The sequence below is a fragment of the Streptomyces pluripotens genome (assembly GCF_000802245.2).
GTDB lineage: Bacteria > Actinomycetota > Actinomycetes > Streptomycetales > Streptomycetaceae > Streptomyces > Streptomyces pluripotens.
This window is the reverse complement of the sequence record NZ_CP021080.1, coordinates 2,169,525-2,189,699: the sequence shown is the minus strand read 5'-3', so window position 1 is coordinate 2,189,699 and position 20,175 is coordinate 2,169,525. Positions and strand designations below refer to the sequence as shown.

The 20,175-nt window shown below is 68.0% G+C and carries 17 protein-coding genes and 3 pseudogenes; 10 read left to right on the top strand and 10 right to left on the bottom strand.

Annotated features, from left to right (window positions below):
• Positions 1–506: 506 nt before the first annotated feature.
• The 5 genes from LK06_RS09730 to LK06_RS09710 all read right to left on the bottom strand — a co-directional run bounded on the left by LK06_RS09730 (position 507) and on the right by LK06_RS09710 (position 3,104).
• Positions 507–1,772: a tyrosine-type recombinase/integrase gene (locus tag LK06_RS09730; protein WP_086083252.1), complete on the bottom strand. Its 1,266-nt coding sequence runs from the start codon at positions 1,770–1,772 to the stop codon at positions 507–509.
• Positions 1,772–1,996, bottom strand: coding sequence for a helix-turn-helix domain-containing protein (locus LK06_RS09725; RefSeq protein WP_052269735.1), 225 nt, complete (start codon positions 1,994–1,996; stop codon positions 1,772–1,774). Before LK06_RS09725 ends, LK06_RS09730 begins: the two co-directional genes overlap by 1 nt.
• Positions 1,996–2,193: a hypothetical protein gene (locus LK06_RS34255; protein ID WP_107067943.1), complete on the bottom strand. Its 198-nt coding sequence runs from the start codon at positions 2,191–2,193 to the stop codon at positions 1,996–1,998. The genes LK06_RS09725 and LK06_RS34255 overlap by 1 nt, the downstream gene beginning before the upstream one ends.
• A 426-nt stretch (positions 2,194–2,619) precedes the next feature.
• Complete coding sequence (locus LK06_RS09715) at positions 2,620–2,865, bottom strand: DUF7848 domain-containing protein (RefSeq protein WP_039649178.1); 246 nt, start codon at positions 2,863–2,865, stop codon at positions 2,620–2,622.
• Entirely contained in the window at positions 2,853–3,104 is a 252-nt protein-coding gene (locus tag LK06_RS09710; protein WP_039649377.1) for a hypothetical protein, read from the bottom strand. The genes LK06_RS09715 and LK06_RS09710 overlap by 13 nt, the downstream gene beginning before the upstream one ends.
• A 273-nt stretch (positions 3,105–3,377) precedes the next feature.
• On the opposite strand from LK06_RS09710, the gene LK06_RS09705 reads away from it, so the two are divergent.
• Together LK06_RS09705 and LK06_RS09700 are read left to right on the top strand one after the other, a co-directional pair.
• Positions 3,378–4,097: a helix-turn-helix domain-containing protein gene (locus LK06_RS09705; protein ID WP_052269734.1), complete on the top strand. Its 720-nt coding sequence runs from the start codon at positions 3,378–3,380 to the stop codon at positions 4,095–4,097.
• Between the two features lie 2 nt (positions 4,098–4,099).
• Positions 4,100–4,570, top strand: a complete 471-nt coding sequence (locus LK06_RS09700) for an NUDIX domain-containing protein (RefSeq protein ID WP_039649173.1) — start codon at positions 4,100–4,102, stop codon at positions 4,568–4,570.
• Positions 4,571–5,502: 932 nt separating this feature from the next.
• Here LK06_RS09700 and LK06_RS09690 read toward each other — a convergent pair.
• The 3 pseudogenes from LK06_RS09690 to LK06_RS09680 all read right to left on the bottom strand — a co-directional run.
• A pseudogene (locus LK06_RS09690) lies at positions 5,503–5,964 on the bottom strand (transposase); the annotation flags it as partial.
• 10 nt (positions 5,965–5,974) lie between these two features.
• Positions 5,975–8,067, bottom strand: a pseudogene (locus tag LK06_RS09685) (ISAzo13 family transposase).
• 19 nt (positions 8,068–8,086) lie between these two features.
• Positions 8,087–8,621, bottom strand: a pseudogene (locus LK06_RS09680) (IS256 family transposase); the annotation flags it as partial.
• Between the two features lie 176 nt (positions 8,622–8,797).
• Between LK06_RS09680 and LK06_RS09675 the strand changes: the two are divergent.
• The 4 genes from LK06_RS09675 to LK06_RS09660 all read left to right on the top strand — a co-directional run bounded on the left by LK06_RS09675 (position 8,798) and on the right by LK06_RS09660 (position 12,720).
• Positions 8,798–9,949 (top strand): ISAs1 family transposase, encoded by a 1,152-nt coding sequence (locus LK06_RS09675; protein ID WP_234367286.1) that lies wholly within the window; start codon positions 8,798–8,800, stop codon positions 9,947–9,949.
• Between the two features lie 18 nt (positions 9,950–9,967).
• Positions 9,968–10,396 (top strand): transposase, encoded by a 429-nt coding sequence (locus tag LK06_RS35225; protein WP_078858737.1) that lies wholly within the window; start codon positions 9,968–9,970, stop codon positions 10,394–10,396.
• A 590-nt stretch (positions 10,397–10,986) separates the two neighbouring features.
• Entirely contained in the window at positions 10,987–12,135 is a 1,149-nt protein-coding gene (proB, locus tag LK06_RS09665) for a glutamate 5-kinase (protein ID WP_052318854.1), read from the top strand.
• A gap of 159 nt (positions 12,136–12,294) precedes the next feature.
• A complete protein-coding gene (locus LK06_RS09660) occupies positions 12,295–12,720 on the top strand; it encodes a hypothetical protein (RefSeq protein WP_043432594.1) in 426 nt (141 codons plus the stop codon).
• A 44-nt stretch (positions 12,721–12,764) separates the two neighbouring features.
• Here LK06_RS09660 and LK06_RS09655 read toward each other — a convergent pair whose 3' ends face one another.
• Positions 12,765–14,837 carry a hypothetical protein gene (locus tag LK06_RS09655; protein ID WP_043432591.1) on the bottom strand — a complete coding sequence of 691 codons (2,073 nt, stop codon included), beginning with the start codon at positions 14,835–14,837 and terminating at the stop codon, positions 12,765–12,767.
• Between the two features lie 533 nt (positions 14,838–15,370).
• On the opposite strand from LK06_RS09655, the gene LK06_RS09650 reads away from it, so the two are divergent.
• The 3 genes from LK06_RS09650 to LK06_RS09640 all read left to right on the top strand — a co-directional run bounded on the left by LK06_RS09650 (position 15,371) and on the right by LK06_RS09640 (position 18,539).
• Complete coding sequence (locus tag LK06_RS09650) at positions 15,371–16,657, top strand: glutamate-5-semialdehyde dehydrogenase (RefSeq protein ID WP_039649515.1); 1,287 nt, start codon at positions 15,371–15,373, stop codon at positions 16,655–16,657.
• Between the two features lie 117 nt (positions 16,658–16,774).
• Positions 16,775–17,353, top strand: a complete 579-nt coding sequence (locus LK06_RS09645; RefSeq protein WP_039649513.1) for an SCO2584 family spore wall biosynthesis protein — start codon at positions 16,775–16,777, stop codon at positions 17,351–17,353.
• 115 nt (positions 17,354–17,468) lie between these two features.
• A complete protein-coding gene (locus LK06_RS09640; protein ID WP_039649511.1) occupies positions 17,469–18,539 on the top strand; it encodes an SCO2583 family membrane protein in 1,071 nt (356 codons plus the stop codon).
• 259 nt (positions 18,540–18,798) lie between these two features.
• Here the strand turns inward: LK06_RS09640 and LK06_RS09635 are convergent, their stop codons facing one another.
• Positions 18,799–19,899 carry a M48 family metallopeptidase gene (locus LK06_RS09635; protein ID WP_039654600.1) on the bottom strand — a complete coding sequence of 367 codons (1,101 nt, stop codon included), beginning with the start codon at positions 19,897–19,899 and terminating at the stop codon, positions 18,799–18,801.
• A gap of 103 nt (positions 19,900–20,002) precedes the next feature.
• On the opposite strand from LK06_RS09635, the gene LK06_RS09630 reads away from it, so the two are divergent.
• Positions 20,003–20,167, top strand: coding sequence for a hypothetical protein (locus LK06_RS09630; RefSeq protein WP_039654601.1), 165 nt, complete (start codon positions 20,003–20,005; stop codon positions 20,165–20,167).
• Positions 20,168–20,175: the final 8 nt, after the last annotated feature.

Sequence of the window (20,175 nt, the reverse complement as noted above, 5' to 3'; positions counted from 1 at the left end):
GCCGACTGCGAGCCTTCCCATCTCCTTCGATCGGAAGTTCCGGCCGTGGCGATACAGTGTCAGCCATTCTGAGCTCAAGCTGCGAAGCGTCGATCCAGCTTCCGTACACGAGTTCATTGAGGTGACGTTCTACGGCGTCATTGGGATGAAGCTGAAGACGGTATACCAGCCGCTCACTATTGCCATTGCAGAGCCAGTGCAGGTCGAAGAGATGTTGGAATTCTCCGGTGTGCGAGAATCTCATGCCTCGCGCGTTCGTTGCTTGGCGCTGAAGTCGGACAGCGGCGACGGCCTTGTAGCGTGCCTCAGCTATAGCATCTGGTCACATCCCAGGGACTCGGATAATGACGCTCTGGGGGTGCCGAACCCGGATTCTGTGCTGATTCTTAGAACGTAGCCGAGAGCCCCGCCGGAAGATATCCGGCGGGGCTCTTTGGCCTCTTGACGGCAACGGTTGACGGCAACGTCAGTGGACGGGTGCTGCACAAAGTGGCGGATCGCCACCATCATCCGTCTGCGAAGCCTTCTGACGGGTCGTTCAAAGCTGCGCTGAGGGCGTCGATCGCTTGACGCTGGAGGCGGAGGCGAACGTGGGCGTACACCGTTGCGGTGACACCGATGTGGGCATGACCAAGTAGCTCCTTGATCACAACCAGTTCGACGCCCTGTTCCAGGAGGAGTGTCGCGGTCGAGTGGCGGAGGTCGTGAAACCGGATCGGCCGCAGGCGGGCGTCGCGGAGCAGGACGTCGAAGTGTCGGGTGAGGGTGGCGGGTTCGATCGGGTGCCCATCGGGCCGGGTGAAGACGTACCCGCTGCCCTGCCAGTCTGCGCCCGCCCGCTCCTTCTCTCGCGCCTGCCGGGCCCAGTGCGCGCGGAGGGAGGCGAGGCAGGATGCCGGCAGAGCGATGCGGCGCTCGGAGCTGATGGTCTTGGTGGGGAGCGTGGTCAGGCCGTTGGTGCGGGTGCGTTGAAGGGTGCGGCGGATGGTGGCAGTGCCGCTGTCGAGGCCGAGGTCGTCCCAGCGCAGGCCGAGGAGTTCGCCCTTCCGCAGGCCAGTGCGCAGGGCGAGCTCGAACAGGGCGGCGAGCCGGTGCCCTTGGGCGGCGGTGAGGAAGCGGCGGGCTTCGTTGGTGGTGAGGGGGTTGAAGCGGTGGGGGCGTGGTGTCCTGGTGCGGACGTTGCGGGCGACGTTGCGCGGGATCTCTTCCTCGCGCACGGCGTGCTCCAGGGCGGATTTCAGCACGGAGTGGATGTAGGCGAGCGTCAGCGGGGAGAGCAGCTTGTGGCAGCACTGGCCGGCGGCGCAGCAGCGGGGCTGGTCGCGGGCGGTGTCGAGGCCGCGTGTGCAGCACTGGCAGGTGGTGCGGAGCTGGTTGAGCCAGGTGCGGACGTCCTTGGCGGTGAGCTTGGCGAGCTTCTTCTTGCCCAGGCCCGGGATGAGGTAGCGGTGGACGCAGGCGGTGTAGCGGGTGTGGGTGGTTTCGCGGAGGTGGTGGACGGCGACGTTCTCCAGCCAGTAGGTCAGGTATGCGCCGACGGTGCCCTGTGCGGAGGGGACGGGGAGGCCGCGGTTGCTGTTGGCGATCTTCTCGGTGGGCTTGGCCAGGGCCTCCTTCCGGGTGGTGCCGTAGACGCGAACACGGCGGCGGGTGTTGCCGGGGGCGAGGACGTATCCGGCGGCTTCCCAGCGGCTGTCCTTGCGCTGGTAGACGGTTCCGTCACCGTTGGCGCGGGTACGGCGGGAGCCGGGAATGTCTCGGGGCGTGGCCATCAGGCAGCTTCCTGTTCGAGTCGGGTGCGGATGAAGTCGGTGAGGGAGTGGGAGGGGATGCGGCGGGCGCGGCCGAGGGTGATCGAGGCGAGCTGTCGGGTGCGGAGCAGGTCGTAGACGGCGGAGCGGCCGAGCTGGAGGCGGTCCATGACCTGGGGCACCGTGAGCAGATCCAGCACCGGTGCCGCCTCCGCGTGGAGGACGGTGGGCGGGGGCGAGGCCATCAGCAGCCCCCTTCGGCCGCGAACTGCCGTTCCAGTTCCTTGCGATGCCAAACGCCAGCGGCGAGGAGGGCCGCGCCGGGGCTGTAGCCCGAGCCGAGATAGTCCCCGCGCCGGCGGCCGGTGACCGCCGCCCGCTCCTGTCTACCGCCCCGCTGGCGACGGCCGCCGACCACTCGGCGCGCAGGGCCCAGAGGCATAGGCTGGACTGCCGATCGGAAGCTCCGCTGTCCGACCGCTCAGCAGCAGACCGGCCGGGTTCCCGAGAGGCCGTCCGGCGAGCTCGTACCGTGCGGCGTCGACACCCCGGCGGAGCTGTCGTCCGGAACGCGGCCGTTGTGCCTGGCTGGGACCTTGACGATGGAGATAACTGGGCTGATGCCGGTGCGGGGTTGAGCGAGACACACGTGACGGATGATCGGTCGGCTTACCCGCCGTCGTGGCTGACTTTCTGTGGCTGACTTTCTGTGGCTGAGGCCAGAACCTCATGGCCATGGGCACGGCACGCACGTAAGGGCCCGCCCTTGCCAGGGCTGACGAGGAGGGGGAGCCTCGATCGGCCGTGCCCGGCAGGGACGGGAGTTGGGTGGGTCAGCGCGGTGCGACGCTTGGTCGAGAGAGGCGGGTCACGTTCGCCGCCAGGCCCGCCAGGGCCGCGTGATGATCTCCCGGTAGGTGTGGTGGGACGGGTTCTGGCCGCAGTGCCGCAGTACCCAGTCCTGCGGTTCGGCGAAGTCCTCGCTTGACGGTGAGGTCTCTCCGTCCACGGCGCACTGCATCGCGTACAGGACCGGCTCCGCGTCCGGCTCGCGGTCGGGCTGGAGAGTCCAGGTCTCGTAGCGCAGGACCGAGCGAGGGGTCACCGTCCCCACCTCCGGTTGGCCACGGCCACCTTCGCGCTCAACTCCTCCGTCGGAGTCGGTGGGCGAACGTCCTCGGGCGGCACGTCCCACTCCCGGCCACCGCGTGGCGGTCGAAGCTGCACGTACGGCCCCACATGCCCCATCACCACGCCTACCTTGCCGTTCCGCCGGTCGACCACCAGGGCGCCGGTATCGGGCGAGACGGTGTGCTCGCCGGTATCAGGGGTGGGGGCCGTCATCGTGACCACCCCGGCGAGGCGGCGCGCGACCGGCCGTTCAGTCGCAGGGCGGGAACACATGGGGTGGTGCTCATTCGCACGGTGACGCTCCTCGGCGGCGTTGATGCGTGCCCCTGGGCCTGTTGGTGCCGCAGGGTCGGCACCGATCCTCACGCCGGTCACCGGGACGAAGGAACCTCCACCAAACCCCACTTCGGGACGTCCTGCACCGTGTAGAACGTCCCTAGTGCCGTCCTGACATGAGGGGGGAGACTCGTGCCGAACGAGAGACTTCGAGCCGTCATGGCGGCGGGAGGCTGGACGTACGCCGCACTCGCTCAGCAGGTCGAGGTCGACCCCAAGTCGGTCGAGCGCTGGGTGAACCTCGGGCGTATCCCACGTCGTGCCACCGCCCTCCAGGCGGCCAAGGCCCTGGGAGAAGACGTGCACGCACTCTGGCCGGCGCTCCGCCAGGCCCGCCCCGCCCGCGCCATCAGCCCCGAACTGGTGGCGCTTTACGAGCAGCGGGCCGACATCCCCGTCTCGACGTTCACCGACCTGATGGCCCAGGCCCGGGAACGGATCGACATCCTCGTCTACGCGGCCGTCTTCCTCCACGAGGCGTACCCGCGGCTGAACGAACTCCTCACCGAACGCGCCGCCGAAGGCTGCACCGTCCGCATCGCGATCGGGGACGCCGACAGCGACACCGTCCAAGCCCGCGGCCAGGAGGAGCGGTTCGGCCACGGCATCGAATCACGCTGCCGCCTCGCGCTCATGCACTACAGACCCCTCGCCAGCACCCCGGGCATCGAAGTCCGCACCCACGAAACCACGCTCTACAACTCCCTCTACCGCGCTGACGACCAGCAACTCGTCAACGCCCATGTCTGGGGCGTCAACGCGTACGCCGCCCCCTTGTGGCATCTTCGCCGACACGAGGCAGGCGGCATGTTCGACACCTATGCCGAGAGCTTCGACGCCGTGTGGACGACAGCAACCCCCGTACGAGAGGAAGGCTGACCGTGGCCCGTACCGAGTACTACGGCGACCCGAACGCGCCCAAGCCGAACAGCATGGTCGTCGCCGCCTCCGCCGTCGTCACCGACGATCACGGGCGCATCCTCCTCCAGCGCCGCCGCGACAACGACCTATGGGCCCTGCCCGGAGGCGGAATGGACCTCACCGACTCCCTGCCAGGCACGGCCGTCCGCGAGGTCAAGGAAGAGACCGGCCTGGACGTCGAGATCACCGGCCTGGTCGGCACCTACACCGACCCGAAACACATCATCGCCTACACCGACGGCGAGGTCCGCCGCCAGTTCAACGTCTGCTTCACCGCCCGCATCACCGGCGGCCAGCTGGCAATCTCTGACGAGTCCACCGAGCTCCGGTTCGTGCCGCCGGAAGAGATCGAGCAGCTACCGATGCACCACACCCAACAGCTCAGGCTCCAGCACTTCCTGGAACAGCGCGAGAAGCCGTACCTGGGCTGAACTGGCTGACGGCAGTAGCTGACGGCAACAACCCCGCACAACCACGGACACTCACGCACGTCACCGGACCAGCAAATCGCGCTTGACCTGCATAAAAGCAGGTACAGGCGTCCGCGTAGCACACGTACTATGTGCTGGCGGGGCAGACTCCGGTCCTCGTGCACAATTCGGGTGGACTTTGTCCGAAAATCCTGGACGAGACCTACAAGTCGGCGAGTACGCCAGCAAAGCTGGAGCATGTTATCGACCCGGAGAAGCATGGCTTCGCTGACCTAGTCGCTCGTTCTGGCGGCCGCGAGCAGGCAATGCGACGTATCGTGGACAGTCTGGGAGATGTAAGCGACCTTCCGGCAGCGGGGCGATTTGAAGTGAGTCGAGTAATTGATGGTGAGAACGTGACTATTCGAGGAGCTGTCGTAAACGGCGTTCCGAGAATCGGCACGACGTTCAACCCTGATAAGTTCCCTGGAGGCAAGTAGATGCGGGTTCCCATTGAACCGCGCCCGCTGACCACTAAGGAGCGGGCAGTAGCGGAGCAGATTCTACAACTGGATTTCCCTGGAGCGGCAGAGCTCCGCCATCAGCTTGATCGGGTTCAGGTGGTGGCCCTGTGGGGATCCAATTCTGCAAGTGTTGACTTGCGAGTCACGGATGACGAGCCTCCCGCTCCTATCCCGGATGGGGTTGTGCCAGTAACTTGCACGGTTATTGACGAGGGGGGTGAACTTATTGGCGAAATCATTCTCTGGACTGAAACGGGCATGCTATCCGGCCTTGAATACGCCTGGTATGGCGATGAACCCCCGACTTCGCTCCCAGAGGCGGATCGAATAGTCATGTCATAGAGTCTGATCGGATCTACTTCCGAGCGCGAATGGGAAGCCCCGCCGGGATCGGGTGTGTCAACTTAACGGCTGATCTTGGTTGTTGAGCTATCGCTGGCCGGTGGGGGTCAGGTGGCCATCGAAAGCGATCTGGAAGGCGTTCAGGGGTGGCTTCCAGCGCATCGTCCAGCGGCGGCGGCCCTTGCCGGTCGGGTTCAGGCTCATCAGCGCCATGTAGACGCATTTCAACGCGGCGCCCTCGGTGGGGAAGTGGCCGCGGGCCCGGACCGCCTTGCGGATGCGGGCGTTCACGCTCTCGATCGCGTTGGTGCTGCAGATGACCTTGCGGATTTCGACGTCGAAGGACAAGAAAGGCACCATCTCGGCCCAGGCGTCGGACCACAGCTTGATCACGGCCGGATACTTGGTGCCCCACTTCTCGGAGAACTCCAAGAACCGTTCGGCCGCGGCGGCCTCGCTCGGCGCGGTGTAGACGGGCTTGAGGTCCTTGGCGACCTTGTCCCAGTCCTGACGAGCACAGTACCGGATGCTGTTGCGAATCAAGTGGAGCCGTAGAGAATCAACCTGTTGGCGTGTCGCTGCTGACGGATGCGAGCAATTCGGCGCCGCTGGTGAAGCGGGTCGGGGCGGGCGGCAGGGCGATTCCGGCTTCGTGGAGGACGGGGTGGGCGTCGGCGAGCGGCGAGGGCGTTGTTGAGGGTGCCGAGACTGACGCCGAAAGCATCTGCCAGGACCTGCCGAGTGCCGAGCTTGCGCTGATAAAGGACGGCGGCCAGGAGGCGTTCGGCATCGGTGATCTTCTGACGGAAGACGCCTCCGCGGGTGCCTGGCTGACGCGGTCCGCCGCGCTGATGGTGGCGGCGCCGCTCGATCAAGGCGGCCTGCTGCAGCGACAACTGGTCGATGAGGTCGGCGAGTTCAGCGCGGTCCATCCCGGTCAGGGACGGGTCGGCCAGGCGGTGCGTGAGCTGGAGCCGGGCGGTGACCGGTGCCCCGGTGCGTACGAAGTCCTCGATCTCCTGACCGCTTGAGAAACACAGCGTGGTGGGTGTGATGGAGATGCTGCTTTCCTGAAGGAGCCGTCGGACCTCCTTGATGGACGGGCCGATGGTGCGCTGGCACAGGCCCAGCATCTCGGCCAGCAGGTTCTGTGAGCACACGTGCCGGAGGTAGATCACGCTCAGCAGGACCCGGTCCGCGGGGGCGAGGACCGGGTGCTTGTTGTCTCCGGCCCCGTGGCGGCGAGGTCCGCCACGCTTGCGGTGCAGGCGTTCCTCACGCAGGGAGCCCAGCTCGGGCGTGATCTTCCCGCACAGGGCCGCCAGTTCCTCGCGGCTCATCCCGGTCAGGGCCGGCTCGGACAGCAGGTCGAGCACCCGCCGGCGGGCTGTGTCCTGATCCGCGACCTGGGCGAGTTCGCCATCGACATGGTCGGCAATGGGGCGGACGGTGTAGTTCCAGGCGCCGTGCGTGTCGTGGTACTCGATGGGCAGGCCCTTCAGCTGGGCCTTGCTGATGGCGATGCCCAAGGGGATAGCGGCTGGTGTCGAGTTCCGCTTCGACCCGCAGCCCACTACGGGTGCGGGTCGCGGCGATGGACTGGACAACGACTTCATAGCTGGTCAACGGGCGGCCCCGCCAGTTCATCGTGATGTGGGAGAACAACCGGTGCTCGATCTTGTTCCATTTCGACGTACCGGGAGGGAAGTGACAGACGGTGATCGCCAGGCCCGTCTCGGAGGCGAGTCTGGCCAGCTCCGCCTTCCAGACGCGGAAGCGGTAGCCGTTGGAGCCACCCGCGTCCGCGGTGATCAGCAGCCGGGTGGCCTGCGGATAGTCGTGGCGACCCCGAACCTCCCACCAGCGACGGATCGAAGTGACCGCGAAGACCGAGGTGTCGTGGTCGGTGCCGACATTGACCCAGCCGGTGTCCGCCGAAAGATCGTAGATGCCATACGGGATCGCCGCTTCACCCGTCGGCCCGGAGAAGAAGCTGTGGTCGTCGACCCGGACCGGGTCGCCCTTCGGACGCCACTGCCGTCCGGGGTTGGGCAGTCGGCCGATCATCTCCTTCTTCTTCGTGTCCACGCTGATGACCGGCTCGTCGTCGGCCTGGTGCTGCTTGACCTGCTCGTTGAGGTAGCGGAACTGGGCGTCCCGCTCCGGGTGCTGCTTTCCCTCCAGAGTCTTGGCCTGGGCCTGGAGGCTGAACCCGCTGTCCTTCAGCAGCCGACCCACCGTCATCGCGGACACCGGATGCCCCTGACGCGTCAGCTCCTCGGCGAGGTTCCGCAGCGACTTCGTCGTCCACCGCAGCGGCGACATCGGATCGCCCCGCTCATCCGGCTCGACCAGCGCCATCAACGCAGGCAGCAGAGCCGGATCGACCTCCTCGGCCCGCTTGCGGCCCCCGCCCGACCTGCGAGTCCGGCCTGCAGGTGGTGGGGCCTCGCCTGCCTCCAGCTCGAAGACACCCCTGCGGACCGTGGTCTCGCTCACCCCCGCGACCCGCGCGACGGCCCGGACACCGCCATGCCCCAGCAACCTCGCCTCGGCCGCCAGCAGCAAACGCCGCTGCCGCTCGTCCAGATGCGGCAGCAATACCTCGAACCGCACGGCGAGTTGACCGTGCTCCCCCTCCGAAAACGCCATACCAGGTCAACGAGGCACACTGCCGGAAGCGACATCTTGTTTCCGTACGGCTCCAGTGAACGATGCACGTTTGGACGACCGTGCGGGGCCAGACCGTCTCAACAGCGTCCGGTAGACCCTTCAGCCCGTCGCAGACGAGCATCAGGACATCTTCAACTCCGCGATTCTTCAGCTCGGTGAAGACCTGCAGCCAGTGCTTGGCGCCCTCACCACCGTCACCGGCCCAGATCCCGAGAATGTCCCGGGTGCCCTCGACCGTGACGGCCATCGCCACGTAGACAGGGCGATTGGCGACCTTGCCATCGCGAATCTTGACGTTGATAGCGTCCACGAAGACGACCGGGTACACGCGGCGGTTTCCACGGGCGGGCCTGCCATTCCGCCATGCCCTCCATCACCGCGTCGGTGATCGTGGTGATGGTCTGCTTGGACACCTCCGCCCCGTACACCTCGGCCAGATGAGCCGATATCTCCCCGTGCGTGAGGCCCTTCGCGGACAGGGACAGCACCATCTCGTCCACGCCGGTCAGACGGCGCTGCCGCTTGCGGACGATCTGCGTCAGACCGGGCCGCGCCACCAGGCTGATCAGGGCGGTTTCAAAGTCCCGGTGATCACGTGAGTGCGCAGGTCGCGACGGTATGACGATGCGCGGTCGGCCCGGTCCGTACGCAACGAAGCTCCGGTTGATGCCGGTGACCGATCAAGTCGCCCGCACCGCCCGGAGCTTCGATGTGCCGTCAGTCTGCCACCGTCTGTCTGATCAAGTCGCCCACCCGTCAGCACCGGTTGATCGGACCGCTGGCCCTGCGGCTGCGGACCTTGGCCGACCCCCGGCATCGGCGCGGGAAGCGTCACTCGTTCGTGAGCGTGCTGCTGGTGGCCTGCTCGGCGGTGCTGACCGGAGCCCGTTCCTTCGCCGCGATCGGCCAGTGGGCAGCGAGCGCCCCGCAGGACACGCTCGCCCGGCTCGGCGCCCGCGCCACGACGGTCTTGAACGTGCGCATCGCGCCGAGTGCGGCGACCATCCGCCGCGTCCTGAACGCCGCCTGCCCCGGCGGGCTCGCCGACCTGCTCGGATCCGATCCGGCCGGGGCGGACACCCTCGCGGTGGACGGCAAGAGCGCCCGCGGCTCGCGCCACGGCGAGATCCCGGCCGCCCATCTGCTGGCCGCGATCACCGGCGCCGGCCTGACCGTCACCCAACTGCGGGTCCCCGGCAAGACGAACGAAATCACCTGCTTTGACGCCTTGCTGGCGCCCTACGACCTGACCGGCGTCACGGTCTCCGCGGATGCCCTGCACTGCCAGCGCGATCACGCCCGGTTCCTCGTCGAGGAGAAGAAGGCGCACTACGCCTTCACCGTGAAGCGCAACCAGAAGAACCTGCACCGCCAACTCGCCACCCTGCCCTGGGAGAAGGCGAGTGCGAAGTTCTACGACCGCACCGATGCCCACGGACGCCTGGAGACCCGCGTCGTGCAGGCCCTGACCATCACCGACCTCGGCGTCGACTTCCCCCACGCGGTCCAGGTCGCGAAGATCGTCCGGCACCGCACTCAGCGCAAGACCGGCAAACGCAGCCGCGAGACGGTCTACGTCATCACGGACCTGGCCAGCCGCGAAGCCTCCCCCGAGCGCATCGCGAAGATCGTCCGTTCGCAGTGGATCATCGAGAACCGTCTCCACTTCGTCCGAGACACCGCCTTCGCCGAGGACGCCTCCACGGTCCGAACCGGACACGGCCCGGACAACATGGCCACCCTCCGCAGCTTCGCGATCAACACACTGCGAGCCTCCGGCCACGCGAACATCGCGGCCGGACTCCGCGAGATGTCCTACGACGGCTTCCGCCGACCACTGGACCTCCTCGGCCTTGCCTGACCAGCGCTCCCACGCAAGATCAAAAGACTTTGCAACAGCCCTGCCAGGCTGATCTACCGGACCCAGACGTACCAAGGCCGCACGGGCGAGAAGAAAGGCTTCCGCACCCGAGAATGCGCAGAACTGATTACCACCGCACACCGGCAGCTCGACGGTGCCCCGCTGATCCTGGTCTGGGACAACGCCAGCACCCACCACGCCAAACCCCTGCGGGAGTTCTGCCACCGCAACAGCGACTGGCTCACCATCGTCAAGCTCCCGCTCTACGCACCCGACCTCAACCCCGCCGAAGGCGTCTGGACGCATCTGAAGAAGTCCCTGGCCAACCTCGCACCCCGCGCGATTAACGACCTCACCTCAGTCGTGAAGCACCGCCTACGCAGCGTTCAACACCGACCAGAGATCCTCGACGGCTTCATAGCCGGACTCGGCCTGGAACCTCCGTAGTTCCGTCACCCCACCCTTTCAACCTCAGCGGCAATAGTGACGCACCGGCAACACCCATGGATTCCCCCGCACAACCACGGACGCCCGAGGAGCGCAAATCACGTGGTGACCTGCGAAGAAGCAGGTAGAAAGGGGACGCTTAGCATACATACGCAGTGCTGGTTGAGTCGAATGAGGTCCCTATTCATAGCAGCATGGGGTGCCCTCGAATTGTCAATGCGATACCTGGGAATGTAAGAAAGCGGGAAGGTTGCTCTTTTTCTGCGGAAAGATCATGTTCTTTGCCCGAGAATGTGTCTTCTCTCCGCAGGGTGAGGTTGCGCTCAAAATGAGTGCTGATGTGGTCATGCCCTATTCGACGCCGAAACGGTGAGGAGCAGCACCGTTGTCCGCCGCGGCCGAGCGGCGTGGGCCGCTGCGCGTCGGGCACCTGCTGCGCCCCGGTCCGTGGCGCGACGGGCGGGCGCCGGCCGGTCCGCCCTCCGAAACCGGAGCGCACCCCGCAACCGCCTTCGCGTAGATTTCACCGCGTAGATTTCACTCAGGGCAGACGGCCCATGTGAAGCGTGTGTGAAGGGGACGGACCGCAGGTGACAGCGGCAGAGCAGCAGGGAGCGACGGCGAGGCGTCAGGTCGCTCAGGCCCGCAGGATCGTCGTCAAGGTGGGCTCCTCCTCCCTGACCACCGCCGCGGGCGGTCTCGACGCCGACCGCGTCGATGCGCTCGTCGACGTCCTCGCCAAGAGCCGCAGTGGGGGGGAGAGGGAGATCGTCCTCGTTTCCTCCGGTGCCATCGCCGCGGGCCTGGCTCCCCTCGGCCTGCGTCGCCGTCCCAAGGACCTCGCCCGGCAGCAGGCCGCCGCCAGCGTCGGCCAGGGCCTCCTCGTCGCCCGCTACACCGCCTCCTTCGCCCGCTACGGTGTTCGCGTCGGTCAGGTGCTGCTCACCAGCGACGACATGAGCCGCCGCGCCCACCACCGCAACGCCTCCCGCACCCTGGACAAGCTGCTCGCCATGGGTGCCCTGCCGGTCGTCAACGAGAACGACACCGTCGCCACCGACGAGATCCGCTTCGGCGACAACGACCGACTCGCCGCACTCGTCGCCCACCTCGTCCGCGCCGACCTGCTGGTCCTCCTCTCCGACGTGGACGGTGTCTACGACGGCGACCCCGGCAAGCCGGGCACGTCGAGGATCGCCGAGGTGCGTGGGCCCGCCGACCTCGCCGGTGTGGAGTTCGGCAGTGCCGGCAAGGCCGGTGTCGGCACCGGGGGCATGGTCACCAAGGTCGAGGCCGCCCGGATCGCCGCGGCGGCGGGCATCCCGGTCGTGCTGACCAGCGCCGTCCATGCTGCCGAGGCGCTGTCCGGCGGTGACACCGGTACCCACTTCCACTCCACCGGCAAGCGGTCCGCCGACCGGCTCCTGTGGCTTCAGCACGCCTCCACCCCGCAGGGTGCGCTCACGCTGGACGACGGTGCGGTGGACGCGGTCGTCAAGGGGCGCAAGTCACTGCTGCCCGCCGGAATCGCCGCTGTGGAGGGCGAGTTCAGCGCCGGCGACCCGGTCGAGTTGCGCGACGCCGGGGGGCACGCCGTCGCCCGGGGGCTCGTCAACTTCGACGCCAGGGAGATCCCCCGGCTCATCGGCCGTTCGACTCGTGAACTGGCCCGTGAGTTGGGCCCGGCGTACGAACGGGAAGTCGTACACAGGGACGACCTGGTGCTCCTGCACGCGTAACACTCGCAAAACCGCTCGTAAATCAGGACGTACGGAACGCCCCCGCTGGGGGACGTTCCGCAAAACCACCACGCGGAGCCCTTGGGCCTGCTCAACTTTCTCTCAGGGACGAGTTGACGGGACACGTTCCGTCAAGGGCTATGCGTGAAGGAGGCCGTCGTGAGACGAGTGCGCCCGGGGGCGGCGTCCCGCGGTGCTCTGACGAGCGTCGCGGCCGGGAACCACTACGAGGAGCCCAAGGACCTGCCCCGCCTGTGGCATGTCACGCTCAGTGTCTCGGGGGAGCACGTCCCCCTGCCCGATCTGCGGCAGGCCCTGGAACAGCTGGCCCACGATCACCCGTTCCTGCTCACCAGCAGATACGCGACCGACCACGCGGAGATCCGGTACTGGGAAGAGGCCCGCGACCTGCACGACGCCGCCGCCGTGGCGCTGCGCCTGTGGGGCGAGCACCGGCAGAGCGCCGGGCTGCCGCCCTGGGAGATCGTCGGCCTGGAGGTCATCGACCGCGAGACCTACCACCACCGCATCGCCGAGGGATACGGTCCGCCGCCCGCCACCCCGGTCGGCGTGCATCCGTTCTGAGACGTCGCGGCATCGGCCCCCGCCCTCCGCTGGGCCGGGCTTTCCTAGGCGCTGGTCGCGCTCTCGGGGTCGAACGGGTCGGTATCGGTGTCCTCCGACACCTCGTCGGCCGCGCCCCGCTGCGCGGGGATCGCCGTCAGCAGCCGCTCCTCCATGCGGGCCCGCCGCTCGTCGGCCTTCCGGCACAGAGCGGCGACCGCCGCGTTGAAACGGGTCAGCGACGGCGGGTCCGAGGGGCCCAGGAGGTGCTCCTTCAGCTCCGCACGAGCCGCGGTGAAGCGGTCCTTCTCGGGACGGCGGACGGACTCCAGAAGAGCCGGGACACCCTCGGCGGTCGGCGTGAGGATCGCACCCGCCGAGACGGTCGGGAAACCGGTGCGGAACGCCGCTTCCGGCATCCCCGAGGTGTTGGCGACCGCGTACGGCTTCTCGCTGGACAGCCAGTCCGAGACCACCGACGACACGTCGCTGATCAGCAGGTCCGCCTGGTTGAAGCAGGAGAAGATCGCCGGACGGGCGTCCGTGATGACCTGGTGCTCCCATTCCGGGAACGACGCCCAGTACGCCCTTTCCCAGGCCACGGTGGCCTCGGTGATCAGGGCCTCGCGCCCGCCGCCCGTCGCACCCTGCAGTAGCATCCGCTCCACTTCGTCCGCGCTCTGGCGGAAGTGCGTCGAGGTGCACTTGTCCAGTTCGACGGTACGCCGCGCCAGCTCGGCGGCGTCCTGAGCGCCCGGCCGGGCACCCGACCGCTTGGTGTTCGCCTCGCGGATCATGGCCATGATCCGCTGGTTGGCCGCGCCCGCGCGCGGATCGACGGAGCCGGTCATCGGGTGCGGCTTGTACAGCAGTCGTACGCCCTCGTCGGCCAGCAGCTCGCGGACGATGTTCTCGCCGGCCAGGACCACCGAGGTGTTGCCCGGATTGCCGTCCCAGCCCTCCCAGGTGGGGGCGTACAGGACCGTGGTGTACCTTCCCGCCGGCGCCCCCGAGTAGGGCTGGATCGGCGCCAGTTGCGGGCGGCCGACCTCGACGATGTCCTTGTCCTCGACTCCGACCTCGGCCTGCGCGTACCGCTCGCGGGCCGCGGGACCTGCCACCCATACCTCGTCGTAGGCCTTCGCGTACGGGTTGCAGGACGACAGCTTGTCGCTCTCGCCGTGATTGATGAAAGCGTGCTTGATCGTGGGAATGCGCAGCACCTGGGAGGTCTTCGCCGCGTTGGCCGGGTGCAGCATCATCCGCAGCGACGAGTCCTCCAGCAGGAACATCGTCGAAACCTTCGGGAAGCAGATGATCGGCACGTCGGTCGCGTCGATCTTCTGCACCATGAAGCGCTCACGCAGCACGATCAGCGGCCTGCCCTCGACCTGGGACAGGGTGGAGAGCCACATGTTCGCCTGGTAGGCCGAGGTGGTGCCGCCCGAGAAGTACATGGCGACCGTCGGCTTGTACTCGGCCAGCCACTTCTCCAGCCACCGCATCACCTGGTCGTCCTTGACGCGCTTCCTCGGAAGCATCCAGGTGGCGAGGTACGCGGTGCCGCCGAGCATCAGGGTGACAGCGGTGCCCACCCCGATGGCGCCCCAGAGCGAGTTCGTGGTGATCAAGGTGGCGAGCAGGCCGATCGTGGCCGGGACGGAGAACGTCAGCAGCCGGTGGCCCGGGCGGCGGACCAGGACGCGCGGCGGGGCCGGGGTCAGGTGCAACGCGGACGTGTCGATGTTGCGGGTGACGACCGGGAGCCGGCGTGTCCGGCGGACTGCGACGGCGACCGCCTGGCAGGCGAAGTGCAGCGCGTGGAAGAGGCACACGGCGACCAGCAGTGGCGCCTGCTCACGGAGCGGATCGATGCCGTCGATCCGCAGCAGTCCCACCAGGACGAGCATGTCCCGCAGCAACTGCCGGGGAGCGGCGTCGAAGTGGAGCTTCGAGAGGAGGGCGAGTTGAGCGCTGTTGCGATACTGCAGGTAGAGGTCCAGCGCGAGGCCCCCCGCAGCCGTGGCGACGAGTGCGGGAACGTTCGGCAGCAGCGCGGCGACGACCTGTGCGGTCAACAGCGCGAGTAGCGCAGCCAGCTGTATGAAGCGTCGGGGGACAAGGCCTGCGAAAGGCACGGGCTGGCTCCAGCGGGGATCGCGGTAGACGGGGGCAGTGCGCAAGCTGTGCCTGCCGTGGACATACCCGAGAAGGGCGCGGGACATAATAAGCCAACTACTGTTCGCATTGTGTTGGTGACGACGCATCGCGATCTTCACCTCGGGTGAATCGGCCACCCGTGGCGGCACGGATCACGGAGGCGGGCGTGCCTACCGGGCGCCCGTTCGCGTCGGTACGTGCGGGCTGCCCGGGTCTGGCCCTGCCCGGTCCGGGCTCGCCGGCGGTGCCCGAGACCACCCGCGTTCACCTGCGTCTGGCTACATCCATCCATGTTCGTCTGCGTCCGTCTGCTTTCGCCTGCGTCCGTCTGCGTCCGTCTGCCTTCAGCTGCCTTCGTCTGCGTCCGGCCGTGTCCGCCCGTTGTATCTGGAAGGTGCGCACGAGCCGGCCCGCGCCGTTCTCCGTCAGGGCTGCCGGAGCCTCGGCGTCGTCGCGTCTCGCGGTCCGGGACAAGAGCCACCCCGCCCGCCGGGCGGACTACCCTGCGGATATGACCACGCTCTCGCCGTATGACTCGATGTCCCCGGTCACCCAGGCCGCCTACCGGGCCAAGGCCGCCGCCGCCGACCTCGCGCCGCTCCCGCGAGCCGTGAAGGACGACGCGCTGCTCGCCATCGCCGATGCCCTGGAGGTACGGACCGCCGAGATCGTTGAAGCCAACGCCAAGGACGTGGCCAAGGCACGGGACAACGGCACCAGCGAGGCCATCGTCGACCGGCTCACCCTCACCCCCGAGCGGGTCCGTGCCATCGCCTCCGACGTCCGGGACGTCGCGAAACTCCCCGACCCGGTGGGCGAGGTCGTCCGTGGCTCCACCCTCCCCAACGGCATCGACCTGCGCCAGGTCCGTGTCCCGCTGGGCGTCGTCGGCATCATCTACGAGGCCCGCCCGAACGTCACCGTCGACGCCGCCGCCCTCTGCCTCAAGTCCGGCAACGCCGTTCTGCTGCGCGGCTCCTCCTCGGCGTACGAATCCAACAACGCCCTCGTCCGGGTGATCCGGGACGCCGTCGGAGGCTCCGGACTGCCCGCCGACGTCGTTCAGCTCGTGCCCGGCGAGAGCCGTGAGTCCGTCCGCGAGCTGATGCGCGCCCGAGGACTCGTCGATGTCCTCATCCCCCGTGGGGGCGCCTCCCTGATCCAGACCGTGGTGAACGAGTCCACCGTTCCCGTCATCGAGACCGGCACCGGCAACTGTCATGTGTACGTCGACGCCCACGCCGACATCGACATGGCGATCGAGATCCTGATCAACTCCAAGGCCCAGCGGGTCAGCGTCTGCAACGCCGCCGAGACCCTCCTGGTCCATCAGGACATCGCCCCCGCGTTCCTGCCGCGTGCCCTGGACGCCCTGGCCGAGGCCGGCGTCACCGTCCACGCCGACGAGCGGGTCCTGGCCCATGCCAAGGAATCCAGGGCCACCGTGGTTGAGGCGACCCCCGAGGACTGGGAGACCGAGTACCTCTCCTACGACATCGCCGCGGCGGTGGTGGATTCCCTCGACAAGGCCGTCGAACACATCCGGCTGTGGACCTCGGGCCACACCGAGGCGATCGTCACCACCTCCCAGCAGGCCGCCCGCCGCTTCACCCGACTGGTCGACTCCACCACCGTCGCGGTGAACGCCTCCACCCGGTTCACCGACGGCGGGCAGTTCGGTTTCGGCGCGGAGATCGGCATCTCCACTCAGAAGCTGCACGCCCGTGGCCCGATGGGGCTGCCGGAGCTGACCAGCACGAAGTACATCGTCACGGGCGACGGGCACGTACGTCGCTGAGTTCACTCCTGCGGCCGCACCCGGGGCGCCTGGCATACGGCCGGAAAAGCGTCTCATCAGGCGGATGAATTTCCATACCGTCTGCCCAAAATGACCCCCCAGGTCTACTCTGGACCTGTGCCGGAGGACGTGGGGGGCACGCCGTTTGCTGACGGCTGGGAGCCCGACGACGACCACGACCGCGGGGTGTCGGACGAAGAGTTCGCCTCCGTGGTCTTCGACGAGGCCTTTGTGCGGGCGGCCACGGTTCACGAGCCGACCGCTGTCGAGCGCCTCCTGGCCGCCGCGCAGGCCAGAGCCGAGGCCTCCGAGGCCGAGGCCCGCCGGGCCCGCACCAGACGCGATCATTACGACGGCGCCTACGGCCCCGATGACATCGATTTCGCCCATGATCGGGACGGCGGCGAACTGGACGGCGCCTACGTCTTCGACGACCGCCACGGCTCCTTCGGCGCTCGCGGCAAGCACATCCGCTGGCACCGTCCCGTGGCCTGGGTGCTCGCCGTCGTGATGGGGATCGGCATGGTCGCTCTGGCCTTCGTCGCGGTCTACCGGGGAGCCTCTTCTGGCGTCGACACCGGCGATCGGGTACCCGCCCCCACCTCCACCGGCCTGGAGCAGGGCGGTGCGGCCGATCCCACCGCCTCTGCCGAATCCTCCAAGCCGACCGCTTCGGCCGCTTTGCGCTCCCCCTGAGCGATCTCCCCGCTGAACCCGGGCACCCGCGCCGTGGCAGCCTCGGTGAGGTCTTGTCAGAAGTTGTCGTGCAACAGGGCGTTTACCCGACGCCCACCCGACCCACCCTGAAAGTATGGGCGGGCCTGGAGACCCACCGGAGGGGACACCCGAGGGCGGCCCCGGCGGTGCAGAGGACGAGTACCGATCAGTTGTGTTCGACGAATCGTTCATCCGCGCTGCCCGCCTCCAGGAGTACTCCGCGCAGGAGCGGATGGCCGATCACGCACCGGCCGTACGCCGCCGTTCTCCCCTGCACCCGAAACTCACCTGGCAGGCCCTGATCCTCCTCCTGCTGATTGCCGTCGCCTTCGCCACCGCGATCTACATGGGGGTCCGCCATTCCTACAGCCCCCCACAGTCCCGGGCATCCGCCGGGCCCGCGCGGTTGACGGTCGTGCCGCTCGCCCCACCGGGTAGGGTCCCCGGCGCCGCCGACGCCGAGAGGCTGTACGCCAGCAGCCCCGCCGCCCACTACGACGTGGGAGCCGAGGGGATACCGCTGCCGGCCTCGTACCGCACCGCCCACTTCTCCGACAGCCAGGTGGTGGCCGCGCTCACCGCGGCCAAGGACTACCTCGTCCGCTCCTCGCTCTACCCCGAGGTGCTGACCGGGCGGCAGGTCCACCCGGCCCGCGTCCTCCTCGATGCCGACCAACTCGACCAGTTCGACAAGAGCTTCGACCACCCGGCGGGGGACGGCCGACACGTGCCCACCGGCTGGCTGGTGCGGTTCGACCCCTCGCGAGTCCAACTGGCCGACGACAAGATCCGTGTTCAGGGCAGCCTGACGGCGGCCGAGAAGGACCCGGCCACGCTGGAGGTCACCGCTGACCACGTCTTCGTCTATGCCCTGCGCCCCACCGGCGCCTCCCCGCACGCTCTCGTGTCGCTCTTCACGGTCCGCCGCCAGATGACCTTCCGAGTCGACCGGAATGATCTGCGCACCCACCAGGTCCAGCTGGTCGCGTCCTCCGTGCAGGCCGGCCCCCTGTCCTGCGCGGTGGACTCCACCACCTACCTCCGCCCTGTCCTGGCCGGCCAGACAGCCACGACAGGCGTTCCCGCGGGCACCAACCCCTATGAGTCGAACAAGGCTCCGGCCCTGTGCGGGACGCTGGCCACCGGCGCTGAGCCGAAGGTCTGAGCGGGGCAACTCCTCGGTATGGCCCTGTGGGGCCCGAACCGGTGCAGTCCGGCTGGGCGGAGACCGGTGCAGCGCCCACACGCCCGGCGCGGCATGAACCAGCGCAGTGCCGCGCCCGGCGCCCTCGGAGCGGGGGCCGCAAGACCAGAACCCGCCGACGCGGGCTTGTCCCCCCCCCAGATCGTCGTGCCCCCAGATCGTCGTGCCGTCCTACTTGTCGTGCCGTCCCGCTCCTCGTGTCCCTCGCACGTCGTGCTCCTTACGCGTCATGTCCCTGCGGACCGTCTCCCCGAGGAGCGTCCCCCTTCGAAGGCGGGGGGCTCGTGAAGCCGGCGAAGCCGCGGCGAACCCGGCCGCCCAGGTCGCCCGCGCCACCCGCGAAATCAGTGACCAGCTTCATCAACGGGTCCTTGGAGCCCTTCACATCGCTTGCGTAGCTCGTCGCCGACTCGCGGAAGGAATCGCCGAAGGAGGCGTCCTTGTCCTCGCTGCGGCGGGGGTAGTGGCCGTCCATGATCCGCTGGAAATCGCGGGACTCGGCCCACTTCTTCAGCTCGGCCGCCCGCACGGTGGTGAACGGGTGCGAGCGCGGCAGCACGTTGAGGATCTTCAGCACGGAGTCGCGCAGATCGCCCCCGGAGTCGTACTCCTCGGCCTGCTCCAGGAACGCATCCACGTTCATCTCGTGCAGGTGGTTACCGCCCGCGATCTTCATCAGACCCCGCATGGAGGCTTGGACGTCCTGCCCCACCAGCAGTCCCGCCCGGTCGGCGGACAGTTCCGACTTGCGGAACCACTCCCTGAGCCCGGTGATGATCGCCATGATCGCCAGATTGCCCAGCGGGATCCAGGCGACCTTCAGCGCGAGGTTCGTCAGGAACAGCAGGATCGTGCGGTACACCGAGTGCCCGGACAACGCGTGCCCCACCTCGTGCCCGACCACCGCACGCATCTCCTCCTCGTCGAGGAGTTCCACCAGCCCGGTGGTGACCACGACGATCGGCTCGTCCAGGCCGATGCACATCGCGTTCGGCTGAGGGTCCTGGGTGACGTACATCGGCGGGACCTTCTCCAGGTCCAGGATGTAACAGGCGTCCAGGAGCATGTCGTGCAGGTGCGTGAACTGCCGCTCGGAGACGCGCACCGAGTCGGAGAGGAACAGCAGCCGCAGGCTCCGTTCCGGCAGCAGACCGCTGAGCGCCTTGAAGACGGTGTCGAATCCACTCAGCTTGCGCAGCGCGACCAAGGCCGACCGGTCGGCCGGATGCTCGTACGCGCGTGAGGAGATCCCTGGGAAACGCCTGCGCTGCCTGCTGGGTACGTTCTCGTGCCCCGTCTGCTGGTGGCTGTCGTCGGCCATGTCTTCCCCCATGCGCGTATGAGTGCCCACTGTGTCCCCGAGGCGGAGCCCAGCCTAGGCGCAGATAGCGTGGACGGGCAGTACACCCGAAGGAGTCCACGTGATGGAGCACCACCCCGCAGCCGCCCGGCTGACCGAGGCCGCCGTCAGCGCCGTCCAGCAGAACGGTGCGGGCAATCCGCTTCGCATCATCCTCGTCGTGATGGTCCTGGGCTGCGCCCTGACCGCCTGGTTCCTGTTGCGCGGCTACAAGCGGAAAGACGACTGACGGTCGGC

What these genes read in the sequence shown, in the direction of transcription:
- LK06_RS09705 (WP_052269734.1), top strand. Translation starts at nt 3,378, where the DNA reads ATGGCGGCGGGAGGCTGGACGTACGCCGCACTCGCTCAGCAGGTCGAG.
- LK06_RS34255 (WP_107067943.1), bottom strand. Translation starts at nt 2,193, where the DNA reads ATGCCTCTGGGCCCTGCGCGCCGAGTGGTCGGCGGCCGTCGCCAGCGG.
- LK06_RS09725 (WP_052269735.1), bottom strand. Translation starts at nt 1,996, where the DNA reads ATGGCCTCGCCCCCGCCCACCGTCCTCCACGCGGAGGCGGCACCGGTG.
- LK06_RS09640 (WP_039649511.1), top strand. Translation starts at nt 17,469, where the DNA reads ATGGGCGGGCCTGGAGACCCACCGGAGGGGACACCCGAGGGCGGCCCC.
- LK06_RS09630 (WP_039654601.1), top strand. Translation starts at nt 20,003, where the DNA reads ATGGAGCACCACCCCGCAGCCGCCCGGCTGACCGAGGCCGCCGTCAGC.
- LK06_RS09675 (WP_234367286.1), top strand. Translation starts at nt 8,798, where the DNA reads ATGTGCCGTCAGTCTGCCACCGTCTGTCTGATCAAGTCGCCCACCCGT.
- LK06_RS09635 (WP_039654600.1), bottom strand. Translation starts at nt 19,899, where the DNA reads ATGGCCGACGACAGCCACCAGCAGACGGGGCACGAGAACGTACCCAGC.
- LK06_RS09730 (WP_086083252.1), bottom strand. Translation starts at nt 1,772, where the DNA reads ATGGCCACGCCCCGAGACATTCCCGGCTCCCGCCGTACCCGCGCCAAC.
- LK06_RS09650 (WP_039649515.1), top strand. Translation starts at nt 15,371, where the DNA reads ATGACCACGCTCTCGCCGTATGACTCGATGTCCCCGGTCACCCAGGCC.